The sequence below is a fragment of the Ruegeria sp. AG7 genome (assembly GCF_056541545.1).
This window is the reverse complement of sequence record NZ_JBQFYP010000002.1, coordinates 301,135-321,920: the sequence shown is the minus strand read 5'-3', so window position 1 is coordinate 321,920 and position 20,786 is coordinate 301,135. Positions and strand designations below refer to the sequence as shown.

Below are 20,786 nucleotides of genomic sequence, written 5' to 3'. Positions count from 1 at the left end.
CGGGGATAATGGATCAGTTTACCATCAACCTGCTGTTTGTCGGCGCATCCTTCGCGCTGTACATCGGCATTGCGATTTGGGCCCGCGCGGGTTCCACATCAGAGTTCTACGCCGCCGGTCGCGGCGTACACCCGGTCACCAACGGTATGGCAACAGCGGCGGACTGGATGTCTGCGGCCTCGTTCATCTCGATGGCGGGCCTGATTGCCTTTACCGGCTATGACAACTCGACCTTCCTAATGGGGTGGACGGGTGGCTACGTGCTGTTGGCCCTGCTGCTTGCGCCTTACCTGCGGAAGTTCGGCAAGTTTACTGTATCGGAGTTCATCGGCGACCGTTTCTACAGCCAGACAGCGCGCATCGTTGCGGTGATCTGTCTGATTGTTGCATCGGTGACCTACGTTATCGGTCAGATGACCGGTGTTGGGGTTGCCTTTGGCCGCTTCTTGGAAGTGTCGAACACCACCGGGCTGTTGATTGGTGCAGGCGTTGTGTTTGCCTACGCGGTGTTCGGAGGGATGAAGGGCGTGACCTATACACAGGTCGCTCAGTACTGCGTGCTGATCACCGCCTACACCATCCCTGCCATCTTTATCTCGCTACAGCTGACCGGCACTCCAATTCCGGCGCTGGGTCTGTTTGGCGACACTGCAAGCGGTGTACCGCTGCTGACCAAACTGGACGGCATCGTAACAGAGCTGGGCTTCAACGAATACACGGCCCATCACTCCAACACGCTGAATATGGTGCTGTTCACCCTGTCGCTGATGATCGGTACCGCCGGTCTGCCGCACGTTATCATGCGCTTCTTCACCGTCCCCAAAGTGTCTGACGCACGTTGGTCGGCTGGCTGGGCGTTGGTCTTCATCGCGCTGCTGTATCTGACCGCTCCGGCTGTTGGCGCAATGGCCCGTCTGAACATCACCGACATGATGTGGCCCAATGGTGGCATCGAAGGTGGTGCCGTTACAGTCGAACAGATCGACAATGATGCACGGTACGACTGGATGGCCACATGGCAGAAAACCGGCCTGCTGGATTGGGAGGACAAGAACGGCGACGGCAAGATTCAGTACTACAATGACAAATCTGAATCGATGCAGGCGATTGCGGAACAAAAAGGCTGGGTCGGTAACGAGCTGACCAAGTTCAACCGCGATATCCTGGTTCTGGCCAACCCCGAGATTGCCAACCTGCCCGGTTGGGTAATCGGTCTGGTCGCTGCCGGTGGTCTTGCGGCTGCTCTGTCGACTGCTGCGGGCTTGCTGCTGGCGATTTCGTCGGCCGTGTCCCACGACCTGATCAAGGGCGCAATCAACCCGCAGATTTCGGAAAAAGGCGAGCTTCTGTCGGCACGGATTGCGATGGCTGTGGCGATTGCTGTAGCGACCTGGTTGGGTCTGAATCCTCCGGGCTTTGCAGCACAGACTGTTGCTCTGGCCTTTGGTCTGGCGGCAGCCTCGATCTTCCCGGCACTGATGATGGGGATCTTCTCGACCCGCATCAACAACACCGGTGCTGTTGCAGGTATGCTGGCAGGTCTGGTCGTTACCCTGGTCTACATCTTCCTGCACAAGGGTTGGATGTTTATTCCGGACACCAACTCATTCACCGATGCCGATCCGTTGCTGGGTCCGATCCAGTCGACCTCGTTCGGCGCTGTCGGTGCCATGGTCAACTTTGCTGTCGCCTATGTTGTGGCTGGCATGACCAAGGAAACTCCGCCGGAGATCAAGGAACTGGTCGAAAGCGTTCGCATTCCCCGTGGTGCGGGTGCAGCTCAGAACAAGTGAGCATGATGCGGTCGTTGGCTCTTGCCTTCGACCGCGTCTTTCGATCCACTACTCCCGCCTGGCATACCACTGGGCGGGATTTTTTCACCAGAACACCGGAGACATCAGATGCCCCTGTCCCACGATGAAATCGCCCGGTTTCTGAAATCCGTTCATCCCTATGACGCGTTACCGGCTGAAGCCCTGGATCAGATCGTAAAACAGATCGAGGTCTGGGAAGTCGAGGAAGACACCTCGGTCTATGAACTGGGTCATGCGCTTCCCGGCGTATTCGTGATCTATGAAGGACAGGTTGAAATCACCGATGAGAATGGTGCCGTTGTCTCTCAACTAGGCTTGCGCAATTCTTTTGGAGAGCGCGGACTGCTGAAAGACGGCAAGGCAGCCACCAAGGCGCGTGCGCACACTCCGTCGGTCCTGATTGTTTTGCCACCGGATCTGGTGCGCGAGTTGATCGACGGTCACGATGTGGTCGCCAAGTTCTTCAACCGCACACGCGGCGACAGAAGCGGCCCGCAAAGCCTTGCGACCAGTTCCATTGATATTCTGATGGCGCATAACCCGGCTACCTGCCCCGCGGATACGCCTGTTCAGAAAGCGGCGCAGATCATGCGCGACAAACACATCTCGTCACTATGCATCACAGACGGCGACACGTTGCAGGGCATCGCGACGCTCCGGGATATCTCAGGCAAATATGTTGCGGACGGCCTGCCTCCGTCCACACCGGTTTCCGAGATCATGACCGCGAACCCCGTCACCCTGTCACCCGGTGACATCGGCTCAGACGTGTTGCACATCATGATGGAACGCGGCATCGGCCACGTCCCGATTTCCGAGGGCGGTCGGCTGGTCGGTATCGTCACACAAACCGACCTGACACATTACCAGGCCGTGAACTCGGCCGAACTGGTGCGACGCATTGCCCAGGCAAATACCGCCGAAGATATGGCGCGGGTAACGGCGGAAATCCCACAGCTGCTGGTACAACTGGTTGCAGGAGGGAACCGGCACGAAATCGTCACGCGCCTGATCACCGACGTTGCTGACACGGTTACCCGGCGCCTTCTGGCCCTTGCTGAACAGAAACTGGGCCCGCCCCCTGTGCCGTATCTGTGGCTGGCATGCGGCTCGCAAGGGCGGCAGGAGCAGACAGGCGTGTCGGATCAGGACAACTGCCTGATGCTGGATGACAGCGTGACCGATGCGGATATGGAATACTTTGCAACGCTGGCCGGGTTCGTGTCGGACGGGCTGGATACCTGTGGCTATTTCTATTGTCCCGGCGACATGATGGCGACCAATCCGCGCTGGTGTCAGCCGGTGCGTGTCTGGCGCGACTATTTCAAGGGATGGATCGCCAAACCGAACCCCGAAGCGCAGATGCTGGCCTCGGTCATGTTTGACTTGCGCCCGATAGGCGGCACGTTCGACCTGTTCGCCGACCTGCAGGCCGACACATTGGCGGCGGCCAGGTCCAATTCGATCTTCGTCGCACATATGATCTCGAACTCGTTGAAACATACGCCGCCGCTGGGATTGCTGCGTGGTTTTGCGACCATCCGGTCGGGCGAGCACCGCAACACGCTGGATATGAAACACAATGGTGTTGTTCCGGTCGTGGATCTGGCGCGAATCTACGCCCTGCAAGGCGAACTGCCCGAGGCCAATACGCGCGCCCGTCTGAAGGCTGGCGAGGCCAATGGCGTTCTCAGCGCGTCGGGCGCACGCGATTTGCTGGACGCCTATGATCTGATCGCCGAAACCCGGCTTGAACATCAGGTCCAGCTGGTCAAATCGGGCAAGAAACCAGACAATTATCTGCCACCTTCCGATCTTTCGGACTTTGAGCGAAGTCATCTTCGTGACGCCTTCGTTGTGGTAAAAACCATGCAATCAGCGGTCGGCCACGGCAAGGGAATGCTGGGCTGACATGCATCTGAAGAACGGAGAGACACGATGTTTCTGGAATTGATCGGCACTGTTTTTGCGGGCTTCGCTTTTGCGGGTATCGTTCTTGTGCTGAACAAGCTGACCGGAGGGCGGTTGCCGAAATGGGTTACTCCGGTCGCGGCGGGTTTGGGGATGATCGCTGTGACCATATCCAGCGAGTATTCCTGGTACGACCGTACGCGCGAACAACTTCCCGAGGAAATGGCAATCGTGCAAGAGGTTGAAAGCCGCGCCCTCTACCGCCCGTGGACCTATGCCGTGCCCTTCGTCGACCGCTTTGCCGCTATTGACACCGTGTCGGTGCGAACAAACGAAAACGTTCCCGACCAACGACTTGTCGATCTTTATTTCTTCGGTCGCTGGGCTCCGGTTTCCAAACTGCCCGTGGCCGTGAATTGTGCCGAGAACCGTCGCGCCAATCTGGCGGACGGCGCTGAGTTTTCCGATGACGGACGTCTGCTGAATGCAGACTGGATATCCGCCGGGCCCGCCGACCCCATCATCGACGCCACCTGCGGGGTTTGACAATGCTCACAGGGTTAAGCCTGCGGCTCAGGATATTTCTGTTTTTCTGTCTGCTCGCGCTCGGCGGGATATCAATCAGTTCCGCCGCCCTGTGGATCACGTATGCCCGGGCCGCACAACCTGACCTGTTTGATGACTTCATCTTTGCCGAGGTTCTGATCGGGTTTGGATTGCTGGCTTTGATCGCCGGTGTCTGGCTGTTGTTTGACGACAATGTCGCCAAGCCGATCGAACGGCTTTCAGCGCAACTGCGGGCCCGCGCTCATGCCGGTGTCAGCACCGATCTGGACATGCAAGCCGCGCGGTATTTGGGAGATCTGGCCCCTGCTGCAGCTGGCCTGGCCGAGCAACTTGCCGCAAATGCCATGCACACGGCCGAGGCGGTGGCCGCTGAAACCGCTCATCTGGCGGCGGAAAAACAGCGCCTTACTGCCCTTCTGACCGAGATCCCGGTCGCCATGTTGCTGGCCAGTCCAAAACACCAGATCGTTTTGTATGACGGTCAGGCGGCCGAGGTGCTGGCCCAGATCGCGCATCCCCGCCTGAACGCCTCGCTCTTCGAGTATATCGAATCGACGGGGCTGACGGACGCGTATGGAAAGTTGTGCAAATCAGGTAAGGATGTTTTCTGCACCCTGACCAGCGTGGACGGCCGACAAACCTATTCGGCCCGAATGAAGCCATTGGGTGACGCACCCGGTTACATGCTGGTGTTCGAAGACAGCGTTGCCCGTATGTCGCCAGATGAGGCCCGCCCGCTGGTCTATGATTTCGAATTGTTGGACACGCCGGGTGACGGCGCGTTCGAAAACCGCTCTTTGCTGGATCTGTGTTTTGTGGTCTTTGACACGGAAACAACCGGTTTGCTGCCGCACAAGGATGAGATCGTTCAGATCGGCGCGGTCCGCGTTGTGAAAGGCAAGATCGTTGCGGGCGAGCATCTGGACATGCTTGTTGATCCGGGCATTCCGATCCCTGCTGCCTCGACCCGCGTGCACAAGATCAGTGATCGCATGGTTCAGGGCGCGCCGGATATCGTCAAAGCCGGGCGTGTGTTTCACCAATTCTCACGCGATGCGGTGATCGTAGCCCATAACGCCCCGTTCGACATGGCGTTCCTGCGTCGCCATGCCAAGCGTATGGAAGTCGAATGGGATCATCCGATACTCGACACTGTGCTGTTGTCGGCTGTTTTGTTCGGCGCGAGCGATACACATACACTGGACGCGCTGTGTGAGCGGCTAGACATCACTATCCCCGAGGCGCTGCGTCATACGGCATTGGGCGACGCGGTGGCAACAGCCGAGGCGCTGGTCAAGATGCTGCCCATCCTGCAAGCGCGCGGGCTGAACACCTTTGGCGAAGTCATCGTCCAGACCCGCAAACACGGACGTCTTCTGGAAGACCTGAATTAACTCCGAAAATTGCAATAGCCGTTCAGCTTTTCGTGGACAATCCGGGCCACGCATGGCACCTGATGCGCGGCCAAGGAACACGCGCGCGATATGACGGAAAAGATTTTCACACCAACCCCGGATCAAAGCCACGCCTTTCGTGAGGCTCTGGGATGTTTCGGAACGGGTGTCACCGTGATCACTGCGCAAACCGAAGACGGCCCACGTGCAATCACCGTAAACTCGTTTGCGTCGGTGTCCCTGGACCCGCCGCTGGTGCTGTGGTGCCTGGCCAGAGAGTCAAACCGCTTCGATACGTTCAGCACCTGCACGCATTACTCGATCCACGTCATGGCTCAGGATCAACAGGATCAAGCGCTAAGATTTGCACGCGACGGTGTGGATTTCACCCATGCCGAGTGGACGACAGACGAGGCTGATCGCCCGCAGCTGGCCAATTGTCTGGCTCGGTTTGACTGCCGTTTGCACGCCCGGCACGAGGCCGGAGATCATCTGATCATTGTCGGTCATGTGGATCAGGTCATGTACCGCACTGGCAAGGGTCTGATCTTCAAGCGCGGTCAGTTCGGCGGGTTTGTCGACCCTTTCTAGTCGTCCAGCGCCCCATGCACCGCCAGCACCTCTAGCTGTGCGTCTTGCGGAGTGATCACACGAAAGGCTTCGTGCACTCCTGTCTCAGACAATTCTCTGGCGACGGTCAGCAGCGTGTTGGCGGCATGGTCTTCACACAGATCTGACATGTGATCAATCTCAGCCTGTGCCACGCCTAATGCGGCTTCGACCGAGGGCGCTCCATAATACTGCACGAAATGTTCTGCCAAATTGCGGGTGACCTGATCCCTTTCAGCGGCTTCGATCTGGGTTACCGCCACAAATGTCACCCGGCCAAAGGTTTCCAGCCCCAGCCAGCCATTCGCAAAAGCCTGACGCGCCTTACCTTCCAGATCCGCGCCGCTCCAGTTCGAAAACTCGAACCCGCCCGAAACGCACCATTCGCCCGTACGTGCCGGAGAATGAAACACGTTCATGTCGCTTTCATCGAAATGGATGGCGCGGGCCAGTTTCATCGTCCGTTCTCCAATAATTCCGTCAACGGGCGCAAACGGGTGTTGACCCCGTCGCGGATCAGCATTCCGAACCGCTCATCCGCTCCAAGGAATACACCGCCATCGACCCGTGGCTCACCTACCCCACGCAGCAGGCCCATCCATTCGGCATGCAGCGGCGCGTTGCCATCCTCCTGCCAGCGGTTGAGCCAGGTCAGCATATGGCGTGACCAGCTTTCGACCAGTTGCGTGGCCGACACCTCGGCGCAGCCTTCATCATAAAGGGCTGTGACATCCGGTGTCTCGCCGGGCGCGGTGCTGGTTTGCATCAATGCGAGCTCCCAGCCGACAATCAGCCAATCCGGTTCTTCTTCCGCGTTTTCCCCGGATGCCGAAACGCGGAACACACCGCATTTCGCGCCATTCACACAGATCACACCGTCCCATTCCAGATGCACCGCCACTTCAGGCGGGGCCAGAGCGCCCAGCGCATTCTGAAACCCAACAGCACAAAGCGGCAGCATCGCCATCGCGTCCCGCAGTGGCACCTCGGGCGCAAATACGATCGCGACACGCAGGTAATCGGCCTGAATGTTATAAACAACCGCCCCCGCATCGCAGCCCAAAGCCGCCATAGCCTGGGCCCGTTCAAACGGGTCTTCCCCACCCTGAACCGGGTGACCCGTCAACAAAGGGGGAAAGACCGGTTGGCTCATGCGGTGCCTTTGGTGATCATGTCGCGGGCGATCTTGCGGAAAGCCTCGGCCTGAGGACTGTCTGGCTTGCTGACCACAATTGGCGCGCCCCCGTCTGCGGCTACACGAATGTCCAGATGCAACGGGATTTCACCCAGCAGCGGCACGCCCGTCGCCTCGGCCTCAGACTTGACACCACCATGACCGAAAACATGTTCTTCGTGCCCACAGTTCGAACAGATATGCGTGGACATGTTTTCGATCATCCCAACGATAGGCGTCTTGAGCTGATTGAACATGTCGATTCCCTTGCGGGCATCAATCAGCGCCACGTCCTGCGGCGTCGAGACGACAATAGCGCCGTCCACCTTGAATTTCTGGCTCAGCGTCAGTTGCACGTCGCCGGTACCGGGCGGCAGGTCGACGATCAGCACGTCCAGGGCACCCCATTGCACCTGGCTCATCATCTGTTGCAGCGCCCCCATCAGCATCGGCCCGCGCCAGACAACGGCCTGCCCTTCATTGGTCATCAACCCCATCGACATCATGGTGACGCCGTGGTTGCGCAGCGGCAGGATAGTCTTGCCATCGGGGCTGGCCGGACGGCCCGAGACACCCAACATCCGAGGCTGCGACGGCCCGTAAACATCCGCGTCCAGCAGACCCACGCGCCGCCCTTCTGCGGCCAGCGCACAGGCCAGATTGGCCGACACGGTGGATTTGCCCACACCCCCCTTGCCAGACGCAACCGCGATGATCCGGTCGACACCGGGAACGGCCTGCGGTCCAGTTTGCGAGGGCTTGGGTTTCGGCTTCAGATCCGGCGGCGCCTTGTCGGAATGAGCAGTCATCAGGGCCGATACATTTACGACGCCCTCAACCATCTGTGCGGCCTTTTCAGCTGTTGCGCGCACAGGTTCCATCTTTTCGGCATGTTTCGGGTCGATCTCAAGGACAAAGCGAACCGAATCGCCCTCGACATTCAGCGCGCGCACGATGCCCGCGCTGACAATGTCCTGACCTGAAACCGGATCGGTGATCTTTTTCAGGTTCGCCAGAACCGCGTCACGAACACTCATGCTGTTCTCTCCTTGGTATGCCCCGCCGACAGGGGCGTGCGTGTCGACATGTATTGGTCGCCGCTCATTGCATGTGTCTCCGTCTCTTTCTGTTCATTTGACGCGTAACAGCCTTCATAGTTAGGCTAAACCATGCGCCTTGTCTTGTTGTGCCTGAGCCTGACGCTCACCGCCACCCCCTCCTTGTCGCAGGAGGCGATTGGCCTTGCGGCTCCGGCAGAGGTTAAAGACTCCGGTCTGTTGCAACATATCCTTCCTCGCTTCTCTCTCAAGACCGGGATACGCGTTGTCGCAGATGATGCCGGTGCCATGGTGCTGGAAACCGCGCCGCCCGGTGATCCTGTCTTTGCCCGTGGTGGAGTGGTCTATCACCTGCGGATCGAAGGTGATAATCGTCAAATCCGGTTTCGCGACTGGCTGCAATCAGATATCGGCAAGCGCACTGTCGAAGGTTTTCTTCCTGCGGTGGGTGAACCGTTCAGCACCGGCTTTGATCCCACATTCACCCAGTCGGACGATACCCTGGATGGCAACACCGTGCTGGGCGAAGAACTATCTATGACCCATTGTGGTCGATGTCATGTGATTGGCCCCCGAAACCGGATGAGCGGGCTTGGCTCAACCCCCTCTTTCGCGGTTCTGCGCGCGATGCCGGATTGGTCGGAACGGTTCGAGGCGTTCTTTGCCCTCAATCCCCACCCCGCATTCACGCAGATCGACGGGTTGACACCCCCCTTTGATCCCGAGCGACCATCCCCAATTCACCCGGTCAAGATGACGTTGGACGATCTTGAAGCCATCCTGGCATTTGTTTCGCGCATTGACGCCGCAGATCTGGGCTCGCCGCTAAAGCTTCAGTGATCCTTTCTATCCGAATAGTAATCCTCGGTGGTAACGACCCGAGGCTTTGGTTTTGACTGGAACGGATTGTCCTGCTGCTGGAAATGAGCATTCACCCGGCAATTGTCACACATCTGGATCATCCGCGCCTGTTCCGTTGAGGCAAACATCGGGTGCGTGCCCGAAAGCTTTTCCATGATCCGTTCAACGGTTGATTTCACCCCAAACAAAGCCCCGCATTCGACGCAGGCAAATGGTTCCTCCTCGTTCAGGACCTGCTGAGACAAGGCAGCATCGCTCAGGTCCATTTGTGGTACCAAGGTGATCGCATCTTCGGGGCAGATCGTCTTGCACATTCCGCATTGCAGGCACGCATCCTGCTGAAAGTTCAGCTGGGGCTTGTCAGGCTTATCCATCAAAGCCCCGGACGGGCACAGCGACACGCAACTTAGACAGAGCGTGCAACTGTCTGTATTCACAGCAACGGCACCGTAAGGCGCACCTTCAGGCAATGGCAGCGGGGCTTTGGCCTGCGGGTTCAGGGCCTGTGCTGCCAGCCGCGCGATTTGTCGGCGGTTGCCAAGTGGCAAGACCGGATTTGCCAACGGTTCGGGGACATTTTGCGCATACAGCAAGTCTGCCATCGCATCAGGGTCCACCTCCTCGATCAGCCCGATCGCATCCGAACTGGTTATGGCACGTGCCAGTTCAATTTCGCGATCCAGCGCATCCCGTTCGGTCTTCGGGGCCAGCAACACATCCACACGCGCAAATCCATGTGCCAGCGCGGCCAGCATTTCCGAATGGCCGAACCCGGATATCACTTTCAATTCCAGCGGGATAACATCCGCAGGCAATCCCCGGCCGAACCTTGCTGTAAGCCTTATCATTTCGGCACCGTAGGCGTCGTGCACAAGCAACCGGGGTGCGATTCCGCCTGCCCTTCGGTACGTGCGTTCCAGAATATGCATCCGTGACAGCAAGGCCGAAACAGGTGGATCTTCATAGGTTATCGCCGATGACGGGCAGACCGCCGCGCATTCGCCACACCCGGCGCAGACCATCGGATCAATCGCCACATGCTCGCCCGAGGGTGTGATTGCACCGGTTGGGCAGATATCCAGACAGTTTGAGCATCCGACCTGTTCCGCCCGCGAATGGGCGCAAAGTGTTTCCTCCAGTCGCACGTACAGAGGTTTTTCGAATGTTCCGACCAGTTGGGCGGCGTCAAAAGCCAGACGTTCTACAGAAACCGCATCCTTGGGATCAGCCCGCAAATACCCTTCGCGCTTGGCCGGAGCCTGCACAAAGGGCGTGCCCCCCGTCAGGTCAACAATGATATCGCAGGCCGATTGCGCCCCATCTCTTGGTTCCGTCCAATTGAAAGCACCCCTGCCTGCGGGAACCACTTGCTGCACATTGTCCAGACGCAAAGAAAACCCACCCAGAGCACCCGAAACAGACCGCAATTGTCCCCGAATGACATCGAAGGCCCGAGAGTCTGGCTCAGCCTGATCCGTGACCAGAACGGTTACCGCCAGTGTTCGGGCCAACCTTTCCGCCAGTCCAAAGGCAACGGTACCAGGACCAATGATAAAACACGTGCCTTCGCTGATAACATCAACGCTGGGCGTCACCGGTTGCGGCAGGAACGCTTCGGCAGCTAAGGCAGCCATTTTGGCCGTCGCATCCGCGCCCTGATCGGACCAACCGGCGCGATCCCGCAGGTCGACAAAGCCGGGAATTTCGACATTCATATCTTCGGCAAGCGACCGGAACACCTCTTGTTCCTGCAGACAGGCGATGACGGTATCGCCCTCTTGCATCAAGGATGCAGCAGATTGCAGTTCTTTTGTGCAAAGCGCGGTATGCACCTTTGAACAGGTAATCCCGCAGGCGCTTTCGATCCTGTCCGGATCCAGCGCCTGAGTTCCCGCGCAATCGCAGAGCAAAAGTTTCGTGCCCATGTCCCCTCCCTCGGGAAGCAGTCCCGATCCTTTGCACTTTAGGCTGCATTCCCGCCTTTGCACTTTAGGCTGCATTCCCGATGAAGCAACTTCAACCCTGCGAAGTGCACAGCGCGCCCGGCAGAGTTTCGCGGCAAAATCCCATAAAACAAAAGCCTTCTCAGGCTTTGATCACGAAGACGCTACCGGGAATACGACCAAAGTATTAAAGCGCAGGCTTGGCACGTGGCTATTTTGTGTACCATAGTGGACATGGAAAGGCAGGGGAGAGCCTTTCGGGGAGGATCCAGTGGCCAAGGCCGCAAGCCAGATCGACATGCCGGTTGGCGTCATTGTGCGCAAAACACCCGGGGTCACACGTTGGGCCCGCTGGAACTGGCGCGCGGTCGCCGTGTTGCCCGGTGCAGGGCCAGCCGATTGGCAGGAACTGCGCCGCGAAGGCGAGGCGGTCGAATACCACGCTGCCACCCTTCCCCTGACCCTCTGGGCGGACGAGACTGAAGCCTACCTGGTCAACCTGTCGGACGGGCAACCCTCGATCTATCTTGTACTGCGGAATGAGCTGAAGGGCGACACGCCCCTGAATGCAGTTCTGATCACCGCTTCTCCGTTCCAGGGGCAGGATTACGCGGACACCGGCGAAGAGATTGTCGAGAAAATCCCAATGACCGAAGGGTTGATCGCCTGGGTACGGGATTTCACCCTGAAACATCACCAGCACGAAGTGTTCGTCAAGCGCCGTCGCGACAGAAAGCGAACCGATTTGGTGGAGGATGGTAAGGGCGACGCGCGTATCCGGCAGGCATCGGATGTTTTCCGCGCCCCGAGACGGGTGCTGCAATGACAGAGCGGCGTGATTTCTGGTCGCGCCGAAAGGCTGCCGTTCAGGCCGAAGCTGAAGCCGAGGCGCTGGCCCTTGAAGAACAAGTGATCGCAGCCCATCACGCTGAACTTGAAGAAAAGAGTGACGTTGAGATTTTGGCCGAATTCAACCTTCCCGATCCCGATACCCTCGGACCCTGCGATGATGTTTCGGGCTTTATGTCCAAGGCAGTGCCTGATCGCCTTCGGCGCCGCGCCCTGCGGCGGTTGTGGCGGCTGAACCCTGTTCTGGCAAATGTCGACGGGCTGGTCGATTACGGCGAGGACTATACCGATGCGGCCTGCGTGATCGAAAACATCCAAACCGCCTATCAAGTTGGAAAAGGCATGCTGGCGCATGTCGAAGCGCTGGCCGCCGACGCGCAAGAAACGGAAGAAAACGAAATCGAAACTGATACGCTCTCTGAACCAGAGGTCGTGCCAGTTGACCCCGATCCCGTGCCACAGCCGGTTTCAGTGGTTCAGGTGGAAGAGCCGGAAGAAGTCGACCGTCCCCCGTCTCCACGTCGAATGACATTTGAATTTGAAGGATGACCGAATGACCGCAAGTGACGCGCACACTCTGGATGTTTCAGCCGAGGATCGCCTGCGCGCGGATTTCTATAACTTTCTGGGTCTGTTACTGGCAGGTCCTCCGGACCAGATGTTGCTGAACCAAATGGCTGGTCTGGTCGGAGATGACACGGATCTCGGCAAGGCCATTCAATCCATGGCGCGGGTTGCCAAGGTCACCAAGCCAGCCGCTGCCGAACGGGAATTCAATGCGTTATTCATCGGATTGGGCCGGGGTGAGTTGCTGCCTTACGCCAGTTTCTACCTGACGGGCTTCCTGAACGAGAAACCCTTGGCTCAGCTGCGCAATGACATGGCGGTTCGCGGGATCACACGTGCCCAAAACGTGTTCGAGCCCGAAGATAACATCGCCTCATTGATGGAGATGATGGCCGGAATGATCGTCGGGCGTTTTGGCAGCCCGGCATCCCTGGATGACCAAAAGGCATTCTGGAGCAAGCATATCGGCCCCTGGGCCACGCATTTCTATTCGGATTTGGAAGCAGCCGAGAACTCGGTTCTTTATGCATCCGTCGGCACTGCCGGTCGGGTGTTCATGGAGATCGAGCGCGAAGCGTTCCGGATGACGGCGGGGTAACCCGCACATCGCCGGTGTCCTATGGGCGCCAAACCGCAATTGGGAAAGGAGGTTCCCATGAGCAAGACCAAGGAAGAAGGCGCCACCCGCCGTGACTTCCTCAAACTGGCCGGAACCGCAGCACCCGCTGCCGTTGCCGCCGCCAGCCTGACCGGGAAGGCCGAAGCCGCCGCGCTGCCGACCGACGAAACCCGCATTCAGGATACTGCGCATACACGCGCATACATCGAGAGCACCCGGTTCTAGGACTGGACGCTCTCACACCGACAGACGGTTGCGATTGGCCCTGACGTCGGTTTCAGCAGTACCAAGCCAGCCGTGGCTTACACGGCGCGCAAGGGAGGAAAGACATGCTTAGGAAAAAGACCAACGGGGTTGCGAGACGCCCCCAGCGGACAAGTATCCTGTCCCAGGTCGGCGAGAAAACCGTCGATCGCCGCGCATTCCTGCGTGGCTCGGGCCTGACGATCGGCGGCCTTGCCGCGATCAGCGCCACAGGTGGAACCGTGACGCCAGCCAGTGCCCAGACGGCGGCCAAACAGGCCGTTGAAAACATCAAATCCGTATGCACCCACTGTTCGGTCGGCTGTACTGTCGTTGCCGAAGTGCAGAACGGTGTCTGGGTCGGGCAGGAACCCGGCTGGGATAGCCCGTTCAACCTGGGTGCACACTGTGCCAAGGGAGCCTCGGTTCGCGAGCACGCCCATGGTGAACGCCGACTGAAATATCCGATGAAAAAGGAAGGCGGCGAGTGGAAGCGCATTAGCTGGGAAGAGGCGATCAACGAGATCGGCGATGGCATGATGTCGATCCGCGAAGAATCCGGGCCCGACAGCGTGTATTGGCTGGGCTCTGCAAAGCACAATAACGAACAGGCCTATCTGTTCCGCAAATTCGCCGCCTACTGGGGCACGAACAACGTGGACCATCAGGCCCGTATCTGCCACTCGACCACGGTTGCGGGTGTTGCGAATACATGGGGCTACGGCGCCATGACCAATTCGTATAACGACATCCACAACTCGCGCGCCATCTTCATCATCGGCGGCAACCCGGCTGAGGCGCACCCTGTCTCTCTGCTGCACGTTCTGCGCGCGAAAGAGCAGAATAACGCACCGCTGATCGTCTGCGACCCGCGATTTACGCGCACCGCGGCCCATGCGGATGAATATGTCCGTTTCCGCCCGGGCACAGACGTTGCGCTGATCTGGGGCATCCTGTGGCACATCTTCGACAACGGATGGGAGGATAAAGAATTCATCCGCACCCGGGTCTGGGGCATGGACCAGATTCAGGATGAGGTGGCCAAATGGACGCCTGAAGAAACAGAACGCGTCACCGGCGTGCCTGGCTCGCAACTGAAACGTGTTGCCCGAACCATGGCCAACAACCGCCCCGGCACGGTCATCTGGTGCATGGGCGGCACACAGCACACCAACGGCAACAACAACACCCGCGCCTATTGCGTGCTTCAGCTTGCGCTGGGCAATATGGGTACCTCGGGTGGTGGCACCAATATCTTCCGCGGCCACGACAACGTGCAGGGCGCGACAGACCTTGGTGTATTGTCCCATACCCTGCCCGGCTATTACGGCCTGTCCGCGGGCGCATGGGGCCACTGGAGCCGCGTCTGGGGTGAAGACCTGGATTGGCTGAAGGGCCAGTTCGCCACGATCAAGGGCAAAGACGGCAAGGACAAACCGCTGATGAATGAAAGCGGTATCCCGGTATCCCGCTGGATCGACGGTGTTCTGGAAGACCCTGCGAACATGGATCAGGACAACAATGTCCGTGCCATGGTTCTGTGGGGTCACGCGCCGAACTCGCAAACGCGGGGTCCGGAAATGAAAACGGCAATGGAAAAGCTGGACATGCTGGTCGTGGTCGACCCGTATCCCACCGTTTCCGCTGTTCTGCATGACCGTACCGATGGCGTCTATCTTTTGCCCGCCTGTACGCAGTTCGAAACCCGAGGTTCGGTCACCGCGTCAAACCGCTCGTTGCAGTGGCGTGACAAGGTCGTAGAACCGCTGTTCGAAAGCCTGCCGGACGAGGTCATCATGGCCAAGTTCGCCAATAAGTTCGGTTGGGCGGATCGCCTGTTCCGCAATATCGAGATGGAAGACCCCGAGACCCCGAATGTTGAAAGCATCACGCGTGAGTTCAACTCGGGCCTCTGGACCATCGGCTATACCGGGCAGTCGCCGGAACGTCTGAAAAGCCATATGGCCAATCAGCACACGTTCGACAGAACCACGCTGCAGGCCATTGGTGGACCAAACGACGGCGAATACTATGGTCTGCCGTGGCCCTGCTGGGGAACCGCTGAGATGGGTCATACGGGGACACCGAACCTCTATGACATGTCCAAACCGGTGGCCGAAGGTGGCCTGACCTTCCGCGCCCGGTTCGGTGTGGAACGCGATGGCGACAACCTGCTGGCCGAAGGGGTCTATAGCGTTGGATCAGAAATTCAGGACGGATACCCTGAATTCACGATGCAGATGCTGATGGATCTTGGCTGGGACGGTGACCTGACGGCTGAAGAACGCGCTGCAATCGATGCCGTTGCAGGCCCCGAGACCAATTGGAAAACCGACCTTTCAGGTGGTATCCAGCGGGTGGCGATCAAGCATGGCTGCGCGCCCTTCGGGAACGCCAAGGCCCGCGCGGTCGTCTGGACCTTCCCGGATCCGATCCCACTGCATCGCGAGCCGCTTTATACGAACCGGCGTGATCTGGTGGCGGACTATCCGACCTACGAGGATCGGCACTCCTATCGCCTGCCCACCCTCTATGCTTCGATCCAAAAGAACGATTTTTCAAAGGATTACCCGATAATCCTGACGTCTGGTCGTCTGGTCGAATATGAAGGCGGTGGTGACGAAAGCCGGTCTAACCCATGGCTTGCTGAACTTCAGCAGGATATGTTCGTCGAGATCAACCCGCGCGATGCCAACAACCTTGGCATTCGGGACGGACAACAGGTCTGGGTCGAAGGTCCGGAAGGCGGCAAGGTCAAGGTGATGGCGATGCTGACCAATCGGGTTGGTGCCGGTGTCGCCTTCATGCCTTTCCACTTTGGCGGCCATTTCCAGGGCGAGGATCTGCGGCACAAATACCCCGCCGGTGCTGACCCCTATGTTCTGGGCGAAAGTTCCAACACCGCCCAGACCTATGGCTATGATTCAGTGACCCAGATGCAGGAGACCAAGTGTACTCTCTGCAAGATCTCGGCAGCGTAAGGAGGACGATTAATGGCTAGAGCAAAGTTTCTCTGCGACGCTGAACGCTGCATCGAATGCAACGCCTGCGTAACCGCGTGCAAGAACGAGCATGAGGTACCTTGGGGTATCAACCGCCGCAGGGTGGTGACGATCAATGACGGCAACCCGGGCGAACGCTCGATCTCGGTGGCCTGTATGCATTGTTCGGACGCACCCTGCATGGCGGTGTGCCCGGTCGACTGCTTCTATCAGAACGAAGAAGGTGTTGTCCTGCACTCCAAGGACCTGTGCATCGGTTGCGGTTATTGCTTTTACGCGTGCCCGTTTGGCGCGCCGCAATACCCGCAGGCGGGCAATTTCGGTTCACGCGGCAAGATGGACAAATGCACGTTCTGTGCCGGTGGTCCCGAAGAAAACCACTCGACCGCAGAGTTCGCCAAATATGGTCGCAACCGGATCGCCGAGGGCAAACTGCCCATCTGCGCCGAAATGTGCTCCACCAAGGCCCTGCTTGCCGGTGACGGCGACGTGGTGTCGGCTGTTTACCGTGAACGCGTCGTGGCGCGCGGTTTCGGCTCGGGCGCCTGGGGCTGGGGTACTGCCTACGACCAGAAAGACGGCTAAGCCGCTGTCTGCACAAAGCAATGGACAACCCGCTCAGCGCGGGTTGTCCGATCTTGGAATTTGACCGAGGTTCAGATGCTCCGCTTTCTCATCGCTTTTCTGTTCACCCTTGGGCTTACCTTTTCGGGTGCCGCCCAAACGACCGATGACAGCACCGCCATACCTGAAAGGGCGGGAACCGGCGGAGCGACGACCCTCGAAGACATCCTCGCCCGGCAACGTGGTGAGAAGGTGGATAACGCTTATCGCTCCGGCAATACCGGCCAGAGCAATGTCGAGGGTCTGATGGGGCAGCTTGGCACCCGTGGTGTTGCATCGAACAGCGATGTGTACCGTGCGTTGCGCTATGGCTCGGCCGATGTGACCGTGTCGTCAAACGGCCCCGCTGCTAGCGTGTTGATACAGGATGGTGGCATGTGGTGGCTGAATTTCCGCACCGGGCCGCTGCGCGAATATGGCACTTACATCATCGCCGGGATGTTGGGCATCATTTTGCTGTTCTTCCTGATCCGTGGGAAAATCCGCATCGATGGAGAGAAAACGGGCCGCACAGTCACCCGTTTCAACGGGATTGAACGTTTTGGCCATTGGCTGTTTGCTGGATCGTTCCTGATCCTCGGCATTACTGGTTTGCTCACGCTCTATGGCCGCGACTTCCTGATCCCGGTCTTCGGCAAGGAAGGTTTCGCCACCATCGCACAAGGCTGCAAGTGGCTGCATAACAATCTGGCCTGGGCCTTTATGCTGGGTCTGATCATCGTCACGGTGAACTGGATTGCTCATAACATCCCCAACCGCACTGACCTGAAATGGCTGGCCGCTGGCGGGGGCCTGTTCACCAAGGGCAACCACCCGCCCGCCCGGAAATTCAATGCGGGGCAGAAGATCATCTTCTGGGCCTGCATCCTGCTGGGCGTGTCAATCAGTCTGTCCGGCTTGTCACTGCTGTTTCCGTTCGAGTTGCCTCTGTTCGCCAAGACCTTCTCGGTCGCAAACGCCACGGGCGTTCCGCAGGCGCTGGGTCTGACCTTGCCGGTGCAGATGTCACCGCAGGAAGAGATGCAATTCGCCCAAGTCTGGCATGTCATGATTGCCTATGTGTTCATCGCGATCATCGTTGCGCATATCTATCTCGGCTCGGTCGGTATGGAGGGCGCATTTGACGCCATGGGAACCGGCGAGGTCGAGGAACAATGGGCGCGCGAGCATCACTCGCTCTGGCTGGAAGAGGTGCAGGAAAAAGAGGCTGGCAAAGCAGCCGCCTCACCCGCTGAATAGATGCGTGGGCTGGTTATGGCGCTGGCGCTGGTGCCCCTGCCTGCCGTGGCAGAGTTCTTTACACTGAAAGGGCATGGCGGCCCCATTATGGGCATTGCCACCGCTCCAGACGGTCGCATCGCAACAGCCAGTTTCGACAACTCTGTGGGTCTTTGGACCGGGCAAAAGCCAGATTGGTTCGAAGGGCACGAAGCTGCGGTGAACGCAGTCGCGTTCAACGGCTCCGCTTTCTATTCTGCTGGGGACGATTTCACCCTGCGCAAATGGCCCAGCGGTGAAGTCATTGGCCGACACAAGGGCAAGATTGTCGGCCTTGCCACGTCAGAAACCCTTATTGCCACGGCCAGCTGGGATGGAACAATCGGCCTGTGGTCTGTCGATGGCACAGAACCCGCGCGGCTTGGACCGACTGGCAGTGGCGTAAACGCGGTCGCATTCTCACCTGACGGCACGCAGCTTTATTCGGCGGGCGTCGACGGCGCTTTGCGGCTATGGGATGTATCCAGCAGGCAGGAAACAAGGCGTCTGGTCGAGCACGGGTTCGGCATCAATGAACTGGCCCTGAATGCACAGGATAACTGGATCGCCTATGGTGCGGTTGACGGTGTTACGCGTATCCTTGACCTTGCCACCGGGGGAGAGCGCGACTTCACACTGGACCGCCGCCCGATCCTTGCCCTTGCACTCAGCCCGGATCGGAGACTCTTGGCCGTAGGCGATGGCGAAGGGTATATTATGGTCATCGACACCGTCGATTGGCGCATTGCACAGGATTTTCGCGCCATGTTGCGCGGTCCGGTCTGGGCTTTGGCATTTTCCGCAGACGGTAAAAGCATCCATGCGGGCGGACTTGACGAGGCGATGTACAGCTGGCCTGTGGACGCGTTGTCCGGCCAACACCAGATGACCTCGGCAGAACCGAGTTTCCTGAAAAATCCTGATGAGATGGACAACGGAGAACGCCAGTTTGCGCGCAAATGTTCGATCTGTCACAGCCTGTCCTCCGATAATGCACGACGTGCAGGCCCCACCCTGCACGGTGTATTTGGACGTCCGGCCGGCACAGTTCGCGGATATTTGTACTCGGATACATTGCAAGGCTCTGATATCATTTGGAATGACGAAACGATAAATGCCCTTTTCGACGAAGGGCCAGACCACTACATTCCGGGGTCGAAAATGCCAATGCAGCGGATTGCCAAAGCACAGGATCGCCAGGATCTTATCGCTTTTCTGCGTCGCGCAACAACTGACCGGAACTGAACCGGAGGAGCCCATGAAAGCCTTTCTCGCCGCCGTCGCCGCGATGGTCGTTATTGCAGGCGCAGCCCCGTTTGTGCTGGAACAAATCGGATTCAGTACCGCTGACACAACATCCGGCACCGCCGTGCGCCTCGACTGAATGCAGCAATATCTGACCACCCGTGAACTGGCCGATCTGCTGCGCATTGGCGAGCGGAAGGCCTATGACCTTGCCTCGTCAGGCGAAATACCGTGCGTGCGCGCCATGGGTAAGCTGTTGTTTCCGCGGGCCGAGATCATTGCCTGGCTCAACGCGTCGCGATCCGGTCCTCAGGTCGCCGAACCGCCCCTGCCCCCGATCATAGCGGGCAGCCACGATCCCTTGCTGGACTGGGCGTTACGTGAAAGTGGATCGGGGCTGGCCACCTATTACGACGGTTCTTTTGACGGGCTGATCAGGCTCAGCAAACGCAGCGCGCAGGCCGCTGTGCTGCACATCCACGAAAATGGCGGATTCAACAAAGAATCCCTGCTTGACACTTTGGGGGAAGCCCCGGTGATCCTGTTTGAAATCGCCCGACGTGAGCGTGGATTGCTTCTTGCCCCGGGAATATCCGACATCAATTCTTTTGACGACCTCAAGTCTCGCACCGTCATGCTACGTCAGGACAGTGCGGCAAGCCAGCGCCTGTTTGACTCCCAACTTGATGCCCACGGCCTGAGCCGGGATGATCTGGACATTCTACCAGGCTGCGCACGCACAGAAGAAGAGCTGGCCATCGCCCTGCATGACCGGAAGGCCGAGGCCGGTTTTGGGCTTGGCGCCCTAGCCGGTCTCTACAACTTGGGTTTTGTCCCCACTCATTCCGAGCGGCTGGACCTCGCGATCTGGCGCCGGGCCTTCTTCGATCCGCCAATACAGAAACTGCTAACCCTGTTGCGCTCGGGTCAATTCGCCCAGCGGGCAAGCGAATTTGGCGGCTATGACCTGTCTGGTATTGGCACGATCCACCACAATGGGGCCAGCGGGTGAGCTTCCACCCGCGCCTTCATCTTTTCAAAAATACTCG

General features: G+C 58.7%; 20 protein-coding genes. 16 read left to right on the top strand and 4 right to left on the bottom strand.

Annotated elements, in window-relative coordinates; translation table 11 throughout:
- Window positions 1-8 precede the first annotated feature (8 nt).
- The 5 genes from ACR0BF_RS04585 to ACR0BF_RS04565 all read left to right on the top strand — a co-directional run bounded on the left by ACR0BF_RS04585 (window position 9) and on the right by ACR0BF_RS04565 (window position 6,277).
- Window positions 9-1,793, top strand: coding sequence for a sodium:solute symporter family protein (locus tag ACR0BF_RS04585; RefSeq protein WP_480476698.1), 1,785 nt, complete (start codon window positions 9-11; stop codon window positions 1,791-1,793).
- Window positions 1,794-1,901: 108 nt separating this feature from the next.
- The gene (locus ACR0BF_RS04580; protein ID WP_480624368.1) at window positions 1,902-3,725 is read left to right on the top strand and encodes a DUF294 nucleotidyltransferase-like domain-containing protein; all 1,824 of its coding nucleotides are present in this window, start codon (window positions 1,902-1,904) and stop codon (window positions 3,723-3,725) included.
- Between the two features lie 27 nt (window positions 3,726-3,752).
- Window positions 3,753-4,271, top strand: a complete 519-nt coding sequence (locus ACR0BF_RS04575; RefSeq protein WP_480516730.1) for a hypothetical protein — start codon at window positions 3,753-3,755, stop codon at window positions 4,269-4,271.
- A 2-nt stretch (window positions 4,272-4,273) separates the two neighbouring features.
- The gene (locus ACR0BF_RS04570; RefSeq protein WP_480516728.1) at window positions 4,274-5,686 is read left to right on the top strand and encodes a 3'-5' exonuclease; all 1,413 of its coding nucleotides are present in this window, start codon (window positions 4,274-4,276) and stop codon (window positions 5,684-5,686) included.
- Between the two features lie 90 nt (window positions 5,687-5,776).
- A complete protein-coding gene (locus tag ACR0BF_RS04565) occupies window positions 5,777-6,277 on the top strand; it encodes a flavin reductase family protein (protein ID WP_480476690.1) in 501 nt (166 codons plus the stop codon).
- Here the strand turns inward: ACR0BF_RS04565 and ACR0BF_RS04560 are convergent.
- The 3 genes from ACR0BF_RS04560 to ACR0BF_RS04550 are packed head-to-tail and all read right to left on the bottom strand — an operon-like array spanning window position 6,274 to window position 8,506.
- Window positions 6,274-6,753: a DUF6505 family protein gene (locus ACR0BF_RS04560; protein ID WP_480624367.1), complete on the bottom strand. Its 480-nt coding sequence runs from the start codon at window positions 6,751-6,753 to the stop codon at window positions 6,274-6,276. The two genes, ACR0BF_RS04565 and ACR0BF_RS04560, sit on opposite strands and share 4 nt — an antisense overlap.
- Window positions 6,750-7,448: a biotin/lipoate--protein ligase family protein gene (locus ACR0BF_RS04555; RefSeq protein ID WP_480476686.1), complete on the bottom strand. Its 699-nt coding sequence runs from the start codon at window positions 7,446-7,448 to the stop codon at window positions 6,750-6,752. Before ACR0BF_RS04555 ends, ACR0BF_RS04560 begins: the two co-directional genes overlap by 4 nt.
- Window positions 7,445-8,506, bottom strand: a complete 1,062-nt coding sequence (locus tag ACR0BF_RS04550; protein WP_480624366.1) for an Mrp/NBP35 family ATP-binding protein — start codon at window positions 8,504-8,506, stop codon at window positions 7,445-7,447. The genes ACR0BF_RS04555 and ACR0BF_RS04550 overlap by 4 nt, the downstream gene beginning before the upstream one ends.
- 132 nt (window positions 8,507-8,638) lie before the next feature.
- On the opposite strand from ACR0BF_RS04550, the gene ACR0BF_RS04545 reads away from it, so the two are divergent.
- A complete protein-coding gene (locus ACR0BF_RS04545) occupies window positions 8,639-9,367 on the top strand; it encodes a hypothetical protein (RefSeq protein WP_480553288.1) in 729 nt (242 codons plus the stop codon).
- Here ACR0BF_RS04545 and ACR0BF_RS04540 read toward each other — a convergent pair.
- A complete protein-coding gene (locus tag ACR0BF_RS04540) occupies window positions 9,361-11,313 on the bottom strand; it encodes a 4Fe-4S binding protein (RefSeq protein ID WP_480624365.1) in 1,953 nt (650 codons plus the stop codon). The genes ACR0BF_RS04545 and ACR0BF_RS04540 overlap by 7 nt on opposite strands.
- Window positions 11,314-11,602: 289 nt before the next feature.
- Here ACR0BF_RS04540 and ACR0BF_RS04535 point away from each other — a divergent pair, with 289 nt between their 5' ends.
- From ACR0BF_RS04535 to ACR0BF_RS04490, 10 genes are all read left to right on the top strand, one after another.
- Window positions 11,603-12,157: a DUF3305 domain-containing protein gene (locus tag ACR0BF_RS04535; RefSeq protein WP_267365561.1), complete on the top strand. Its 555-nt coding sequence runs from the start codon at window positions 11,603-11,605 to the stop codon at window positions 12,155-12,157.
- Entirely contained in the window at window positions 12,154-12,729 is a 576-nt protein-coding gene (locus ACR0BF_RS04530; RefSeq protein WP_480624364.1) for a DUF3306 domain-containing protein, read from the top strand. Before ACR0BF_RS04535 ends, ACR0BF_RS04530 begins: the two co-directional genes overlap by 4 nt.
- A 4-nt stretch (window positions 12,730-12,733) precedes the next feature.
- On the top strand, window positions 12,734-13,345 hold the full coding sequence (locus ACR0BF_RS04525; protein WP_480476674.1) for a TorD/DmsD family molecular chaperone: 612 nt from the start codon (window positions 12,734-12,736) through the stop codon (window positions 13,343-13,345).
- Between the two features lie 57 nt (window positions 13,346-13,402).
- Entirely contained in the window at window positions 13,403-13,591 is a 189-nt protein-coding gene (locus ACR0BF_RS04520; RefSeq protein ID WP_209504175.1) for a ubiquinol-cytochrome c reductase iron-sulfur subunit N-terminal domain-containing protein, read from the top strand.
- Window positions 13,592-13,695: 104 nt separating this feature from the next.
- Complete coding sequence (locus tag ACR0BF_RS04515; protein WP_480516712.1) at window positions 13,696-16,590, top strand: formate dehydrogenase subunit alpha; 2,895 nt, start codon at window positions 13,696-13,698, stop codon at window positions 16,588-16,590.
- Between the two features lie 12 nt (window positions 16,591-16,602).
- The gene (gene fdh3B / locus ACR0BF_RS04510; RefSeq protein ID WP_209504177.1) at window positions 16,603-17,196 is read left to right on the top strand and encodes a formate dehydrogenase FDH3 subunit beta; all 594 of its coding nucleotides are present in this window, start codon (window positions 16,603-16,605) and stop codon (window positions 17,194-17,196) included.
- Window positions 17,197-17,271: 75 nt separating this feature from the next.
- Window positions 17,272-18,474: a formate dehydrogenase subunit gamma gene (locus ACR0BF_RS04505; protein WP_480604259.1), complete on the top strand. Its 1,203-nt coding sequence runs from the start codon at window positions 17,272-17,274 to the stop codon at window positions 18,472-18,474.
- Window positions 18,475-19,737: a c-type cytochrome gene (locus ACR0BF_RS04500; protein ID WP_480624363.1), complete on the top strand. Its 1,263-nt coding sequence runs from the start codon at window positions 18,475-18,477 to the stop codon at window positions 19,735-19,737.
- A gap of 13 nt (window positions 19,738-19,750) precedes the next feature.
- Complete coding sequence (locus ACR0BF_RS04495) at window positions 19,751-19,876, top strand: hypothetical protein (RefSeq protein ID WP_480476664.1); 126 nt, start codon at window positions 19,751-19,753, stop codon at window positions 19,874-19,876.
- Window positions 19,877-20,749, top strand: coding sequence for a substrate-binding domain-containing protein (locus ACR0BF_RS04490; RefSeq protein WP_480624362.1), 873 nt, complete (start codon window positions 19,877-19,879; stop codon window positions 20,747-20,749). It abuts the gene before it with no gap.
- Window positions 20,750-20,786 lie beyond the last annotated feature (37 nt).

Excerpts from the sequence above, each read along its gene's own strand:
- ACR0BF_RS04585 (WP_480476698.1), top strand. The coding sequence starts at position 9 with ATGGATCAGTTTACCATCAACCTGCTGTTTGTCGGCGCATCCTTCGCG.
- ACR0BF_RS04580 (WP_480624368.1), top strand. The coding sequence starts at position 1,902 with ATGCCCCTGTCCCACGATGAAATCGCCCGGTTTCTGAAATCCGTTCAT.
- ACR0BF_RS04575 (WP_480516730.1), top strand. The coding sequence starts at position 3,753 with ATGTTTCTGGAATTGATCGGCACTGTTTTTGCGGGCTTCGCTTTTGCG.
- ACR0BF_RS04570 (WP_480516728.1), top strand. The coding sequence starts at position 4,274 with ATGCTCACAGGGTTAAGCCTGCGGCTCAGGATATTTCTGTTTTTCTGT.
- ACR0BF_RS04565 (WP_480476690.1), top strand. The coding sequence starts at position 5,777 with ATGACGGAAAAGATTTTCACACCAACCCCGGATCAAAGCCACGCCTTT.
- ACR0BF_RS04560 (WP_480624367.1), bottom strand. The coding sequence starts at position 6,753 with ATGAAACTGGCCCGCGCCATCCATTTCGATGAAAGCGACATGAACGTG.
- ACR0BF_RS04555 (WP_480476686.1), bottom strand. The coding sequence starts at position 7,448 with ATGAGCCAACCGGTCTTTCCCCCTTTGTTGACGGGTCACCCGGTTCAG.
- ACR0BF_RS04550 (WP_480624366.1), bottom strand. The coding sequence starts at position 8,506 with ATGAGTGTTCGTGACGCGGTTCTGGCGAACCTGAAAAAGATCACCGAT.
- ACR0BF_RS04545 (WP_480553288.1), top strand. The coding sequence starts at position 8,639 with ATGCGCCTTGTCTTGTTGTGCCTGAGCCTGACGCTCACCGCCACCCCC.
- ACR0BF_RS04540 (WP_480624365.1), bottom strand. The coding sequence starts at position 11,313 with ATGGGCACGAAACTTTTGCTCTGCGATTGCGCGGGAACTCAGGCGCTG.
- ACR0BF_RS04530 (WP_480624364.1), top strand. The coding sequence starts at position 12,154 with ATGACAGAGCGGCGTGATTTCTGGTCGCGCCGAAAGGCTGCCGTTCAG.
- ACR0BF_RS04525 (WP_480476674.1), top strand. The coding sequence starts at position 12,734 with ATGACCGCAAGTGACGCGCACACTCTGGATGTTTCAGCCGAGGATCGC.
- ACR0BF_RS04520 (WP_209504175.1), top strand. The coding sequence starts at position 13,403 with ATGAGCAAGACCAAGGAAGAAGGCGCCACCCGCCGTGACTTCCTCAAA.
- ACR0BF_RS04515 (WP_480516712.1), top strand. The coding sequence starts at position 13,696 with ATGCTTAGGAAAAAGACCAACGGGGTTGCGAGACGCCCCCAGCGGACA.
- fdh3B (WP_209504177.1), top strand. The coding sequence starts at position 16,603 with ATGGCTAGAGCAAAGTTTCTCTGCGACGCTGAACGCTGCATCGAATGC.
- ACR0BF_RS04505 (WP_480604259.1), top strand. The coding sequence starts at position 17,272 with ATGCTCCGCTTTCTCATCGCTTTTCTGTTCACCCTTGGGCTTACCTTT.
- ACR0BF_RS04500 (WP_480624363.1), top strand. The coding sequence starts at position 18,475 with ATGCGTGGGCTGGTTATGGCGCTGGCGCTGGTGCCCCTGCCTGCCGTG.
- ACR0BF_RS04495 (WP_480476664.1), top strand. The coding sequence starts at position 19,751 with ATGAAAGCCTTTCTCGCCGCCGTCGCCGCGATGGTCGTTATTGCAGGC.
- ACR0BF_RS04490 (WP_480624362.1), top strand. The coding sequence starts at position 19,877 with ATGCAGCAATATCTGACCACCCGTGAACTGGCCGATCTGCTGCGCATT.